Below are 14549 nucleotides of genomic sequence, written 5' to 3' on the forward strand. Positions count from 1 at the left end.
CGAAACATGGCGGGCATCATCCATCGCCCGCCCGGGAGTGGCATCAACCACGCGGCTGGGGCCTTGCGCGCCAGCGGCCACGCGCGGCACGCCGCGGCGGCCCATCCCAGCAAAATTATCCGGACGACGATTTTTTTGTTTGACATCGGCGCTTTTTCAAATGTACCATGAAATCGATTTCACGATAAATGAAACCGATTTCAAATTGAAAGGATCGGTTCACAGTGAAACAAACAGCAAGATCAAATCCAATAAATCAATAAATCCATCTGGAGACAAGATGACTCATTCCGCACCGCCGCGCCGCCTCTATGCGGCCTCCCCGATTCAATTCGCCATCCTGACGCTGCTGGCCGGCATGAGCACGGCACAGGCCCAGGTCCAGGAACAGGCAGCGGCAGCCGCGCCGGCCGCCGCCCCCGCCCCGGCCGTAAAAGACGACAACGTGATTCAGGAAGTCTTCGTCACGGCGACCAAACGCGCCACCTCGTTGCAGCGCACCCCGGTGGCGATCACCGCCCTGAACGCCAACGCCCTGGCGGACAACCATGTCCAGACCATCCAGGACGTGGTGAATCTGGTCCCCGGCTTCCAGGCCACCACCGAAGGCGATCATGGCGTCATCACCATGACCCTGCGCGGTATTGGCAACGACAGCGCCAAGACTGAATACGCGGACCCGGAAGTGGCCTCCTTCATCGACGGCATCTACTCGCCGCGCCCGGAAGGCGCGACGTCGCTGCTGTTCGACCTCGACGCGATTGAAGTGCTGCGCGGCCCGCAAGGCACGCTATGGGGCCGCAACTCGTCGGTTGGCGCGGTCAATATGCAAACGGCCAAGCCAGTGCTGGGTGACAGCAGCGGCAATGTCGAAACCGGCGCCGGCAGCTACCACCGCCTGGGCGCGCGCGGCGCGGTGAACGTGCCGCTCGGCGACACGGCGGCGATGCGCATCGCCTTCGTCCACGAGCAGCACGACGGTTATGTCGATTTCCAGAAGCTGCCCGTCCCTTCCGTGGCCAGCCAGCAAGCCGCCTATCTGGCCAGCGGCGGCACGCTGGCCAGCTTCCAGCCGATCAATCCGAACCTGTTCGTCACGGGCGGTCCCAAGTATGGCGCCCAGGACCAGAGCGCGCTGCGCCTGAGCTTCCTGTGGCAGCCGACGCCGCAACTGAAATGGAATCTGGCCTACGAGAACTTCGCCGACCGCGGCACGCTCAGCATGAACCTGCTGCAAACCCAGCGTCCCGGCCAGGACAAGTGGTCGGCCCTGATCGATACCGCCCCCTCGCTCACGCGCGATACCGATTCGTTCCGCAGCCGCGTCGAATACAGCCTCAACGACGCGACCATGCTCACCTACATCGCCGGCTATTCGCGCTTCAGTGGCTCATCCACCTTCGACGCTGACGGCGGCGCCAACATCCCGACCAGCTTCGCCACCGGCGCCACCTTCCAGGCCAACAATACGGTGTCGTCCCACTACGCCAACTACAGCCATGAGCTGGAGCTGCAATCGGTGGGCAAGCGGGCTGTCGACTGGCAGCTCGGCCTGTACTATGGCGCGGAAAAGAACGACATGCGCTTCGATATTCCGATCTTTAACGGCACCCAGCAAGGCACGGTGGCCTGGCAAGGTTCGTTCATCCAGCCCAAGGAAACCGTGGCCTCGACCGCCGTGTTCGGCCAGTCGACCTGGAACGCCAGTGACAGCCTGCACCTGACCGGCGGCCTGCGCTACACGTCCGACAAGCGCACCAACGTCGGCGGCAACGGCTACACCTGGAATTACGACGCATCCGTGCCCCAGGTGCCCGTCAGCCCGAGTATCGATCCGACCAAGCCGGGCCAGGGCTACAGCCCGAGCGTGCCATCGAACGACGGCGAGTTCACCGGCCACAAGATGACCGGCCTGGCCCGTATCGGCTACGATATCGACCGCAACAACATGGTCTATGCGAGCGTCTCGACCGGCTACAAGTCGGGCGGGCTGCAGGACGGCGGCCTGCACTATGGCGCGGAAACCCTGACCAACTATGAAATCGGTTCCAAGAGCACGCTGATGGGCGGCGCGCTGAAGATCAACAATGCGCTGTACTACTCGAAATTCAAGGATTTCCAGTTCAGCTCGCCGGTGACCAAACCTGACGGCTCCCATGCTTTGGCCACCAGCAATGCCGAAGGCGCGACGGTCTATGGTTTCGAGTCGGAAATCGCCGCCAAGCTCACCAAGGACGACAAGCTCCAGGCGTCGCTGGCCTGGACCCACGCGGTGCTAGGTACGCTGCGCGGCGCCGGCTCCAACGACTACTCGCTGCCGGTGTGCTCGATCCCGGGCATCAGCACCTGCCTCGACGTGTCGGGCAATACGATGCCGCACTCGCCCAAATTCTCGCTGCAACTGATGTACCAGCATACGGTCCATCTGAACGACGACGCCACGTTGACGCCGCGCATCAGCACCCACTACGAAACCTCGTCCTGGCTCAGCGTATTCAATCTGGGCGATGGCGATAAACAACAGGCGTACACCCGCTCCGATCTGGGCCTGCGCTACAGCAAGAAGAACTGGTGGATCGACGCCTTCGTGCGCAATGCGGGCAACGGCAACGTCAAGACCAGCGCTTCCAACGGCGGCAACGTCTGGCTCGCGCAATACCTGCCTCCGCGCACTTTTGGCATCAACACCGGCTTCGACTTCTAAGCTAAAGAGAACCGCTGCGCCGGTACCGGTAGCGGTTCCGCCGCAGGACGCCGCGCGGCCACAAGCTGCGCGGCGGACCAGGACGCCTTATTTCCATCCCATTACATAGACTTAAACCATGAGTGAACGACATCCATTTCCCGCCGATTTCACCTGGGGCGTTGCCACCAGCGCCTTCCAGATCGAAGGCGCCTGGGACGAAGACGGCAAGGGGCCGTCGATCTGGGACACCTTCTGCCACCAGGGCGGCAATATCATCGATGGCAGCACCGGCGACGTGGCTTGCGATCACTATCACCGGTACCGCGAGGATGTCGACCTGATCTCCTCGCTCAACGTCGACGCCTACCGTTTTTCCATGGCATGGTCACGCGTGCAGCCCGACGGCAGGGGCGCCTGGAATGAAGCCGGTTTTGATTTCTACGACCGCCTGCTCGACGCCTTGAAGGAAAAAGGAATCGGCGCGCACTTGACGCTCTACCATTGGGATTTGCCCCAGGCATTGCAAGACCATGGCGGCTGGCTCAATCGCGATACCGCCTGTCGTTTCGCCGACTACGCGGCGGAAGTGGCGCGCCGCTTCGGCGACCGGGTCGACGCCATCGCCACCCATAACGAACCCTGGTGCAGCGCCAACCTGGGTTACGGCAATGCCCAATTCGCGCCCGGCGTCGCCGATGCGAAATCGGCGATCCAGGTATCGCATCACCTGCTGCTGTCCCACGGGCTGGCCATGCAGGCGATGCGCGCGACGGGTACCACGGCCAAACTCGGCATCGTCCTGAACCAATGGACCGCCGACCCCGCCACCACATCGGCAGCCGACCGCGCCATGGCCGACCTTGAGTATGCACGCTCGGTCCAGTGGTTCATGGACCCGATCTTCAAGGGGCGCTATCCGGAACTGGCCTTGCGCGCGCATGGCGCCAATGGACCGGAAGTCCGTGCGGGCGACTTCGAGATCATCGGCCAGCCGCTCGATTTCCTCGGCGTGAATTATTACTTCCGCGCGTACTGCAGCGCCGAAACGCCGCCGCGCACGCCCCAGGGCGGACAGGGTTTCACCGACATGGGCTGGGAAATCTACCCGCAAGGACTGACCGAACTGCTGCTGGCGCTCAAGCGCGAGTATGCATTGCCCCCCATCTACATCACGGAGAACGGCATGGCCAACGCGGACCGGCTGACCGATGGCCGGGTGCCGGACAGCGCCCGTATCGCCTATATCAGACTACACCTGGCCGCGCTGGCGGCGGCGATGGAGCAAGGGGTCGATGTGCGCGGCTATTTCCTGTGGAGCCTGCTGGACAATTTCGAATGGAATTCCGGCTACGCCAAGCGTTTTGGCATCGTCCACGTCGACTACGCGACGCAACAGCGCACGCCCAAGGACAGCGCCATCTGGTACCGCGACTTCATCACCGGCCAGCGGCAAGCGCTGGCCTGAACCTGGCAAACGACGCATCACAGCAATCGGGAGAACGCCATGCATCAGGATTCTTGCACCGAGGGGCCACGCTTGTTGGCCGACAGGGGCGACACCAAGGTAGGATCACACGCTATGACCAACGAAATGGACCACCATCATGCGCGCAGCTAACCGGACGATTTCCCCGCTGCTATGGGTACCCAGCGGCTACTTCACCATGGCATTGTGCTATGTGATGCTCACCAGCGTGACGGCGATCATGTTCAAGAACCTGGGCATGGGCAATGGCCAGGCTGCGCAGTACTCAAGCATGCTCATCCTCGCCTACACCATCAAGCCCCTGTTCGCGCCGTTCGTGGAGATGTACCGCACCAAGAAGTTTTTCGTGCTGTGCGCGCAAGCGGTCATCGGCCTGGGCTTCGCCGGCATCGCCCTGGCCATGGCGCTGCCCGGTTACATGGTCGTACTGCTGCCCATGTTCGGCCTGCTGTCCTTTATCGGCGCCACCCAGGATATCGCCTGCGATGGCGTCTACGTCACTTCGCTCGACCAGCGCAGCCAATCGCTGTATTGCGGCATCCAGAGCCTGAGCTGGAATATCGGGCCCATCGTCGCTTCCGGTGGCCTGGTCTACCTGAGCGGCAAGCTCCATACGCAATGGTTCCATCATGACGCCGGGACGCCGGGCCCGGAATGGATGGACGCCTGGCGCATCGTGTTCTTCATCGTCGCCGCCATCACGATCCTGATGGCGCTGTGGCATGCCCGCTTCATGCCCGACGGCGCCCGCGCCGCCAACACGCCGGCCAGCATCCGGGACGCGGGCGGCATCCTGGGCGACGCGCTGACCACCTTCTTCCAGAAACGCGGCGTGTGGCACATGATCGCATTCGCGTTTCTGTTCCGGCTCAGCATAGGATTTCTGGAAAAGATAGGGCCATTCTTCATGGTCGACCCGCGTGCCAGCGGCGGACTCGGACTGTCGAACGAATTGCTCGGCATTATCTACGGCACCTATGGCCTGGCCGCCGTCCTGCTCGGCTCCCTGCTCGGCGGCTTCTTCGTCGCGCGGCGGGGCCTGAAAGCGACACTGTTCCTGCTGTGCTGCGCGGTCAATATTCCGAACGTCACCTTCCTGATCATGAGCATCTACCAGCCCAGCAATCTGCTGGTGATCAGCCTCGGCGTGGTGGTTGAAAAATTCTTCTTCGGCTTCGGCGCGGTGGGCTTCATGATCTATCTGATGCAGCAACTGGCTCCCGGTAAATACGCCACCACCCACTACGCATTCGGCACCGGCCTGATGGGCCTGTGCGGCCTGGTCACCGGCGTGATCAGCGGCCACCTGCAGCAGCGGCTCGGCTACGTCAGCTACTTTGTCTTCGTGATGGTCGCGACCATTCCATCGTTCCTGGCATGCTGGTTCGCGCCCTTCTACCAGGAGGAAGGCGCGGCGCAGCAACCGCCGGAACAGACGCCACTGGCGGCGGCGTCGAATGAATAAAGCGCCCTTGCGGAAACCTGGCCTGCGCTCGACCGCCGCTGCGCTCCTGTTGTCGGCGCTGGCCGCCACCGCTGGCGCGTGTACCGCGCCCATAGCCACAACCACAGCCAGCATCAAGCTCAATCAACTCGGCTTCCTGCCGGCCTCGGACAAAGTGGCCGTGGTACCGGCGAGCCCGGCAATGGTTTTTTCGGTGGTGAACGCCACGAACGGCACCGTGGTCTGGCACGGCGTGCTGGGCACCCCTGCACACTGGGCACCGTCCGGCGAAATGGTCAGCCTGGCTGATTTCTCAGGCCTGACCGCGCCGGGCGACTACCAGATCAAGGTCGATGGCCTGGCCGCTTCCACGCGCTTTACCATCGGCACGGATGTTTACCGCGCGGTCAGCGCGGCCGCGCTCAAGGGCTTCTACTTCAACCGTGCCGGCACTGCCCTGCTGGCACAGCACGCCGGCGCGTACGCGCGCGCGGCCGGCCATCCGGATACGCAGGTACTGGTGCACCGGTCGGCAGCCTCCGCCGCGCGGCCCGAAGGCACTGTCATCGCCAGCCCCAAAGGCTGGTATGACGCGGGCGACTACAACAAATACATGGTCAACTCCGGCATCGCCACCTATACGCTGCTGGCCGCCTATGAGCATTTCCCAGCGTACTTCCAGGCGCAGCAAGTGAACATCCCCGAATCGGGCAACGGCATTCCGGACATATTGAACGAAGCCCTGTGGAATCTGGAGTGGATGCTGTCGATGCAAGACCCGAACGATGGCGGCGTTTATCACAAGCTGACCAACAAGACCTTCGATCCCATGGTGATGCCGGACCAGGCCACCAGCGCGCGCTACGTGGTCCAAAAGACGACGGCGGCGACGCTCGACTTTGCCGCCGTGATGGCCAGCGCCAGCCGCGTCCTGCGTCCGTACCAGGACAAGCTGCCGGGCTTGTCGGCGCGAATGCTCGCGGCCGCCAAGATGGCATGGGCCTGGGCACAGGCCCATCCGGACGAGGTTTACCGCCAGCCGGCCGATATCGTCACCGGTGAATACGGCGATGCCACACTGGACGACGAGTTCATGTGGGCGGCGGCGGAACTCTATATCAGCACGGCCGACGACAGCTTCTACCTTGCCATGAAGCCGGGCGGGGTATCCGCCACAGTGCCGGCATGGGACGACGTGGGCAGCCTCGCCTGGATCTCACTGGCGCATCACCGCTACCATCTGAGCCCCATCGCCGACCGGGCGCTCATCGCGAATCGCATCATGACGCTAGGCGACGCATTGCTGGCGGCCCGGAAGAACTCGGCCTACGCGGTCGCGATGCGGCAAGCCGATTTTGTCTGGGGCAGCAACGCCGTGGCGCTCAATCAAGCCATCATGCTGCTGCAGGCCTATCGCCTCGGTGGCCAGCGCGCCTACCTGGACGCGGCGCAGTCGGCGTTCGACTACGTGCTCGGTCGCAATGCGACTGGGTACTCCTTCGTCACCGGTTACGGCAGTCCATCGCCACAGCACCCGCACCACCGGCCCTCGCAAGCGGACCACGTTACCGCGCCGGTGCCGGGCTTCCTGGTCGGCGGCCCGCAACCGGGGCAACAGGACAAGCAGGAATGTGCGCAGGCCTACCCATCGAACCTGGCTGCGCGGTCCTATCTGGACCAGGTCTGTAGTTACGCAAGCAATGAAATTGCGATCAACTGGAATGCGCCACTGGTCTACGTTGCGGCAGCGCTGGCGTCTTGGCCGCAAGTGAGCGCTGATCCCGGCGGGTCGTTGGCGCGCTGAAATGATCCGCACCGTTTGACGCAGCCCACCCTGCGCGCGTGGGCGCTGGAGCGGCAGGCCACGGTCACATTGACGCGGCCGTGTCGCCCGGCGTGTGATGGCGCGCGCCACCGACGGCGTCACCTCCCCGCTTCCTCGTCCTCCGTCCGCTCGTAGCGCATCCACCAGGGCAGCCTGCGTTTGCGGCGCTTGACCGTGGTGGACTGTTCCTGTCCGGCCTTGAGCGCCGGCGGCGGCGCAACCGGCAAGGGAAAACCGACAAACACCATCACCAGCAAGACGGGCAGCAACAGGTAGAACAGGGGGCGTTTCCAGTTCAGTTTGTCTTTTGTCATGTTCCGCACGTGGGGATGGCTATGGGCCGATGCAAGGCGTGCGGCAAAAATACCACATGGGCGGACCGATTCCGCCCGCCATCGCGCCGATGTGCCACCAGGCCGCGTGATATCCTGTTCAAAATTCCACCAACCGACGCAATCCAATTTGATTATTCTCAATACTTGATTTGGCTGCTTGCCGTGCGGCGCCTTCAACGCCACCATGGTTGCGCAGACGGGTCGAGTTTCTTCGGCCGCAACGGGATGTCACATGAAAGCAGACTTGATTCCTCCGCAGGAGATTCCTGGCGAGAGCCCGCACTACATTCTCGCCGTGACGGAGATGGGCGACACGCGGGAAGTTCTGGCCAGTGCCGACATCTATGCCAGCAACGGCATGAAACTGCTGGCCAAGGGCGCCAGGGTCGACAGCCTGCAATACGCCCGCCTCACCCGCCATCGCCTGTCCGCGCCGCTCGACAACATGCTGACGACGGATCGTCCCGTCGACGGCAATTTCCTCGCGCTCGAAGTGGACCGCATCATCGCGCAGGATGCCATCTACCGCCGCATCGTCACCCGGGCCGGCGACCCGCGCATGCTCAAGCACAGCCTGGTCAGCCTCACGCTGCCGCCGCCGGTGCAATTGCGCCTGACCGTGATGAGCGAGCAGCGCAAGGAAATCTATCAACACTGCTTGCGCGTGGCCATCATCGCCTTTGCCGTGGCGCAGCGGCTGCGCCTGCCCGAGGAGGACTACGGCACCATCCTGCTCGCCGCCCTGTGCCACGACATGGGCGAAATGCATACCGATCCGGACATCCTGGACCTGACCCACAGCATCACGACCGAAGAGCGCCGCTTCGTCCATGTGCACCCCATCACCGGTTATGTACTGCTGCATGAAATGCCCGATTTTCCCGCCGCGGCGGCGCAAGCCATCCTGCAGCACCACGAGCGCATGGACGGTAGCGGCTATCCGCATGCCTTGTCCGGCAATAACATCGGCACGCTGGGCAAGTTGCTGGGCGTGGCGGACGTGACGGAGGCGGCCATCAAGCGTTTGGCCCTGCCCCGCGTCGAAATGCTATTCAGGATCAACCGCGCCCGTTTCGCGCCGGCCATGCTCGATGCGCTGCGCGACCTGTTGCATGTGACGGCAAGTGATGAGCACGGCTTGCCCAGCGAGGAGGACACGGCCGCGCAGCTGAACCATCTTGGCGAGCTGCTGCAAGCATGGTTCAGCCTGCGCGCCATGCTGGTGGGACAGAAAGCTCCCGCACCCGGCGACAAGGCACCGCTGGGTTTCCTGTTCGAGCGCATGGCACAGATACGCTCGGTCGTGCTGCAAGCCGGCATGGACCCGGACAACATGAGCAGCATGCTGGCGATGACGCAGGATGCGCCGGAATTGCGGGTGGAACTGCACGCCATGCTGGACGAGATGGACTGGCTATTGCGTGACCTGGCCAACGAAATCGACCGCCGCTCGCCCGAACTCACAGGACTGTCGCAGGGGGCGCTCAAGGATTTGCAATTGCAACTGCGGCATCCGGAGACTGCGGCGGCGCATTGACGCCGGACAGTTCTTCGCAGTCACCAATGGCTGAACCCGCCAGCCACCGCCGATAAAGATTGCTATATCAAGCACGCTTGCTCAATTGCGCTTGACGATTTAAGCATGCGTGCTTAATCCAACTCTGTCGCAACGGCGAACGGAGCTACCGTGAAGCAAAGCGAAATTGTGAAGTCGCTCGGCGTGCAAGGCGCGACTTTTGAGGAGAGAACGAATCACCTCAGCGTCTACTGCAATGGTGAAATGAGTCACTTGCCACGCCCTCCGGCAAAAGAACTGAAGAAGGGGTTGGTTGAAGGCGTCAAGAAGTAGCTCAAGTTGAAGTGAGGCGGTTCCGTACGGGCGCTCGGCGCGTTTAGTTTCGCTCCCCATCAACATCTCGGCCAAAGTATTGTTGCTGAACGAAATGCTTGCCCAAGGTGTCGGCCCATCAGAGCTGGCACGTCGGATGGGCACGATTCCGCAGAACGTGAACCGCCTCATTGATGTGCGCCATACGTCAAAGCTTGATAGCATCGAGCAGGCAGTCGCAGCGCTGGGAAAGCATCTTGAGCTGCGCCTCGCGTGAATAGGTGACCGAACCCAACGGGCGACGCGCAATTTTGTCATTGCGATCGGCAGCAAAGGGAAATATCGAATTTATCAAGTAATTTGTGAGAGGGCAAAGCGCCGCAGCAGTCAACAGGGTCAGTCCCGGCAATAGTCAACAGGGTCAGTCCCGGCAATCGGCCAAATTTGTCAGAGCAGTCAACGGGGTCAGCGGGGTCAGTCCCGGCAATCGGCCAAATTTGCCAGAGAGAATGATGCTTTTAGGAATTTTGCGCTGCGCGCGGCGCCTCCGGCGCGCCACCGCGTTGCGGTGGCAAAATGGCGATTCGGAGCGGCTCGCCCCTGCAGGGGCGATGCCTTCGAATCCCCCACGCAGGGCGCGCAGGCGCCCTGCTTCTCTCCGCCATGAAACAAATGCAAAAAGGCCACCCGAGGGTGGCCTTCTTTACATTTGTATTCCTGGCGGAGAGAGGGGGATTCGAACCCCCGATAGGCTATGAACCTATACACGCTTTCCAGGCGTGCGACTTCAACCACTCATCCATCTCTCCTGCTTCTCCCCATTCAGGGAGCGGCAGATTATAGCAAGGTTTTTGGAAACCACCAACATTATTTGCCGGCAACCCCTCCATCCGACGGACAACCAACATCACCCGGCTGCCCGCCTTCTTCCAACGTTTAGGACGCTTCCTTCAACTGCTCCAGAATCGCTGGATTTTCCAGCGTGGAGACGTCCTGGGTGATCGTCTCGCCCTTGGCCAGCACGCGCAGCAGACGACGCATGATCTTGCCCGAGCGCGTCTTCGGCAGGTTGTCGCCGAAGCGGATTTCTTTCGGCTTGGCGATCGGTCCAATCTCCTTGCCCACCCAGTTGCGCAACTCCAGCGCCAGCCGCTTGGCATCTTCGCCCGTCGGACGCGCCTGCTTCAGCACCACGAACGCGCAAATCGATTCGCCCGTCGTATCGTCCGGCTTGCCCACCACGGCCGCCTCGGCCACCAGTGGATTGGCCACCAGCGCCGATTCGATCTCCATCGTGCCCATGCGGTGACCCGATACGTTCAGCACGTCATCGATACGGCCGGTGATGGTGAAGTAGCCGGTTTCCTTGTTGCGGATCGCGCCGTCGCCCGCCAGGTACATCTTGCCGCCCAGTTCTTCCGGGAAGTAGCCGGACTTGAAGCGCTCCGGATTGCCCCAGATGGTGCGGATCATCGATGGCCATGGACGCTTGACGACCAAAATACCGCCCTGCCCGTTCGGCACGTCATGCCCCGCTTCGTCGACGATGGCGGCCATGATGCCCGGCAGCGGCAGCGTGCACGAACCCGGCACCATCGGCGTGGCGCCCGGCAGCGGGGTGATCATGTGACCGCCCGTTTCCGTCTGCCAGAAGGTATCGACGATCGGGCATTTTTCGCGGCCGACATTGTTGTAGTACCACATCCACGCTTCTGGATTAATGGGCTCGCCCACCGTGCCCAGCAAACGCAGCGTGGACAGGTCGAAGTTGTTCGGATGCACTTTCGGATCGACATCCGAGGCTTTGATCAGCGAACGGATCGCGGTCGGCGCCGTGTAGAAGATGCTGACCTTGTGCTTGGCGATGGTGTCCCAGAACCGGCCCGCGTTCGGGTAGGTCGGGATGCCTTCGAACACCACCTGGGTGGCGCCCACCGCCAGCGGGCCGTAGGCGATGTAGCTGTGGCCGGTCACCCAGCCGATGTCGGCCGTGCACCAGAACACGTCGTTCGGTTTGATGTCGAAGCTCCACTTCATCGTCAACGCGGCCCACAGGAGGTAGCCGCCGCTCGAGTGCTGCACGCCTTTCGGGGTGCCGGTCGAGCCGGACGTGTAGAGGATGAACAGCGGATGCTCGGCGCTCACCCATTCCGGTTCGCATTCGGCCGACTGCTGATCGACCAGGTCGCTCAGCCACATGTCGCGGCCGGCCACCATGGCGATGTTGCCGCCCGTGCGTTTGTAGACGATCACGTCCTTCACGGATTCGCAGCCGCCCAGCGCCAGCGCTTCGTCAACGATGGCTTTCAGTGGCAGTTGCTTGCCGCCGCGCAGTTGCTCGTCGCCCGTGATCACGGCCACGGCGCCGGCGTCGATGATGCGTTCCTGCAGCGATTTGGCGGAGAAGCCGCCGAACACCACCGAGTGGGTGGCGCCGATGCGGGCGCACGCTTGCATGGCGGCCACACCTTCCACCGACATCGACATGTAGATGATGACGCGGTCGCCCTTCTTGATGCCGCGCGATTTCAGGCCATTGGCGAATTTGCACACTTTTTCGTGCAGTTGGCGATAGCTGACGGGGGTGCTGGTGCCGTCGTCCGCTTCGAAGATGATGGCGGTCTTGTCGGCGTTGCCGTTCTGCAGGTTGCGGTCCAGGCAGTTGTACGACACGTTCAGGTGGCCGTCTTCGAACCATTTGTAGAACGGCGCGTCCGCTTCGTTCAGCACACTGGTGAACGGTTTTTGCCACGCCAGGTTTTCACGGGCCAGACGGGCCCAGAAACCTTCGTAGTCGGCGGCCGCTTCGGCGCACAGGGCGTCGTAGGCGGCCATGCCCGATACGGCGGCCTGCTCCGCGAACGCCGCTGGCGGTGCGAAGACGCGGGATTCTTGTGGACCCTGTTGTTGGGCGCTTTGTGCTTGGTTTGCGGTGCTGGTCATGCTGATCTCCAGTGTAGTAATCGTTTGATAACAACATTAAACTTGATCGCTTACTGAGTCCTTACAGACATTCGGCGGCAGTGGATTTGACGTCAGTACCCGTTGCAATCACGCCTGTTGTGCCATTTTACCAATCTTTTAATTCGGGCATTCCTGACGCATCAAGGCGCCGCGCGGATGCGATTGCCGATCAGCACGTGTAGAATGTCGGCAGTTCTCATCTGCCTGCCTGCTAGCATACCGGAGTCCTGCCCTGATGACTTGTCCGCTTTCCCCACAGCCCGCGCCGCGCTTGTGGCCGCTGTGCGCCACGCGGCCGTCGTGGGCGCCGCAACTGCCGCCATTGCCGCCGCCGGGCCGCTGCCCCGATTTCCGCATCACTCATCGTTCCTTTCGAATTTAACCACGCGAGATCACCATGACCATCATCAAGCAAGAAGACCTGATCGACTCCGTCGCCGCCGCGCTGCAGTACATCAGCTACTACCATCCAGCCGATTACATCCAGCACCTGGCGCGCGCCTACGAGGCCGAACAGAGCCCGGCCGCCAAGGACGCCATCGCACAGATCCTGACCAACTCGCGCATGTGCGCCGAAGGCAAGCGTCCGATCTGCCAGGATACCGGTATCGTCAACGTGTTCCTGAAGATCGGCATGGGTGTGCGCTTCGAGGGCTTCTCGGGCACCGTGACCGACGCCGTCAACGAAGGCGTGCGCCGGGCCTACAACTTCGATGACAACAAGCTGCGCGCTTCCATCGTGGCCGATCCGCTGTTCGACCGCAAGAACACCAAGGACAACACGCCAGCCGTGGTGCACATGGAACTGGTGGAAGGCAACACGGTCGACGTGAAAGTGGCGGCCAAGGGCGGCGGCTCGGAAAACAAGTCGAAGATGATCATGATGAATCCATCCGATTCGCTGCTGGACTGGGTGCTGAAAACCGTGCCGACCATGGGCGCCGGCTGGTGCCCTCCCGGCATGCTGGGCATCGGCGTCGGCGGCACCGCCGAGAAGGCCATGATGATGGCCAAGGAAGTGCTGATGGACGACATCGACATGTACGAACTCAAGCAGCGCGGCCCGCAGAACAAGCTGGAAGAACTGCGTATCGAGCTGTGCGACAAGATCAACGCGCTGGGCATCGGCGCCCAGGGCCTGGGCGGCCTGACCACGGTGCTGGACGTGAAGATCATGATGCACCCAACCCACGCGGCGTCCAAGCCGGTGGCCATGATCCCCAACTGCGCAGCCACCCGCCACGCCCACTTCGTGCTCGACGGTTCCGGCCCGTCCTACATCACGCCGCCGGCGCTGTCGACCTGGCCTGAAGTGCACTGGACCCCGGACACGGAAAAATCCAAGCGCGTCGATCTGGACACGCTGACCAAGGAAGAAGTGGCATCGTGGAAGCCGGGCCAGACCCTGCTGCTGAACGGCAAAATGCTGACCGGCCGCGATGCCGCGCACAAGCGCATCCAGGACATGCTGGCCAAGGGCGAACCGCTGCCGGTGGACTTCAAGAACCGCGTGATCTACTACGTCGGTCCGGTCGATCCAGTGCGCGACGAAGCCGTTGGTCCAGCCGGCCCAACCACGGCCACCCGCATGGACAAGTTCACCGACATGATGCTGGAGAAAACCGGCCTGATCGCCATGATCGGCAAGGCCGAGCGCGGCCCGGCCGCCATCGAGTCGATCCAGAAGCACAAGTCGGCTTACCTGATGGCCGTGGGCGGCGCCGCTTACCTGGTGTCCAAAGCCATCAAGAGCGCCAAGGTGCTGGGCTTTGCAGACATGGGCATGGAAGCGATCTACGAGTTCGAGGTGGTCGACATGCCCGTCACCGTGGCCGTCGACTCGGCCGGCACTTCGGTCCACAACACTGGTCCAAAGGAATGGCAAGCCAAGATTGAGCAGCTGAGCACCGTGGGCAAGATCCCCGTCACCGTCGCTTAAGCCGTACCCTTGCCGCCCCGCTGTCGTCAGGCCGCGGGGCGG

The 14549-nt window shown here is 62.5% G+C and carries 10 protein-coding genes and 1 tRNA gene; 8 read left to right on the forward strand and 3 right to left on the reverse strand.

Annotated elements, in window-relative coordinates:
* Window positions 1–280: 280 nt before the first annotated feature.
* From H3H39_RS21170 to H3H39_RS21185, 4 genes are all read left to right on the forward strand, one after another.
* The gene (locus H3H39_RS21170) at window positions 281–2704 is read left to right on the forward strand and encodes a TonB-dependent receptor (RefSeq protein WP_182156251.1); all 2424 of its coding nucleotides are present in this window, start codon (window positions 281–283) and stop codon (window positions 2702–2704) included.
* Window positions 2705–2822: 118 nt separating this feature from the next.
* Window positions 2823–4151 carry a GH1 family beta-glucosidase gene (locus tag H3H39_RS21175; RefSeq protein WP_182156253.1) on the forward strand — a complete coding sequence of 443 codons (1329 nt, stop codon included), beginning with the start codon at window positions 2823–2825 and terminating at the stop codon, window positions 4149–4151.
* Window positions 4152–4290: 139 nt separating this feature from the next.
* Window positions 4291–5637 (forward strand): MFS transporter, encoded by a 1347-nt coding sequence (locus tag H3H39_RS21180; RefSeq protein WP_182156255.1) that lies wholly within the window; start codon window positions 4291–4293, stop codon window positions 5635–5637.
* Window positions 5630–7420: a glycoside hydrolase family 9 protein gene (locus H3H39_RS21185; protein WP_182156257.1), complete on the forward strand. Its 1791-nt coding sequence runs from the start codon at window positions 5630–5632 to the stop codon at window positions 7418–7420. Before H3H39_RS21180 ends, H3H39_RS21185 begins: the two co-directional genes overlap by 8 nt.
* Window positions 7421–7539: 119 nt before the next feature.
* Here the strand turns inward: H3H39_RS21185 and H3H39_RS21190 are convergent, their stop codons facing one another.
* Entirely contained in the window at window positions 7540–7755 is a 216-nt protein-coding gene (locus H3H39_RS21190) for a hypothetical protein (RefSeq protein WP_182156259.1), read from the reverse strand.
* Window positions 7756–8008: 253 nt separating this feature from the next.
* On the opposite strand from H3H39_RS21190, the gene H3H39_RS21195 reads away from it, so the two are divergent.
* The 3 genes from H3H39_RS21195 (at window position 8009) to H3H39_RS21205 (ending at window position 9881) form a co-directional block, all read left to right on the forward strand.
* Entirely contained in the window at window positions 8009–9313 is a 1305-nt protein-coding gene (locus H3H39_RS21195) for an HD-GYP domain-containing protein (protein WP_182156261.1), read from the forward strand.
* 150 nt (window positions 9314–9463) lie between these two features.
* The gene (locus tag H3H39_RS21200; RefSeq protein WP_182156263.1) at window positions 9464–9625 is read left to right on the forward strand and encodes an mRNA interferase; all 162 of its coding nucleotides are present in this window, start codon (window positions 9464–9466) and stop codon (window positions 9623–9625) included.
* Between the two features lie 79 nt (window positions 9626–9704).
* Window positions 9705–9881, forward strand: a complete 177-nt coding sequence (locus tag H3H39_RS21205) for a hypothetical protein (RefSeq protein ID WP_182156265.1) — start codon at window positions 9705–9707, stop codon at window positions 9879–9881.
* A 441-nt stretch (window positions 9882–10322) separates the two neighbouring features.
* Here H3H39_RS21205 and H3H39_RS21210 read toward each other — a convergent pair.
* Together H3H39_RS21210 and acs are read right to left on the reverse strand one after the other, a co-directional pair.
* Window positions 10323–10413 (reverse strand) — tRNA-Ser (locus H3H39_RS21210).
* A gap of 127 nt (window positions 10414–10540) precedes the next feature.
* Window positions 10541–12547, reverse strand: coding sequence for an acetate--CoA ligase (gene acs / locus H3H39_RS21215; protein ID WP_182156267.1), 2007 nt, complete (start codon window positions 12545–12547; stop codon window positions 10541–10543).
* A gap of 418 nt (window positions 12548–12965) precedes the next feature.
* Here acs and H3H39_RS21220 point away from each other — a divergent pair, with 418 nt between their 5' ends.
* A complete protein-coding gene (locus H3H39_RS21220) occupies window positions 12966–14507 on the forward strand; it encodes a fumarate hydratase (protein ID WP_182156269.1) in 1542 nt (513 codons plus the stop codon).
* Window positions 14508–14549: the final 42 nt, after the last annotated feature.

It is taken from the genome of Rugamonas apoptosis, assembly GCF_014042355.1.
GTDB classification, from domain to species: domain Bacteria; phylum Pseudomonadota; class Gammaproteobacteria; order Burkholderiales; family Burkholderiaceae_D; genus Rugamonas; species Rugamonas apoptosis.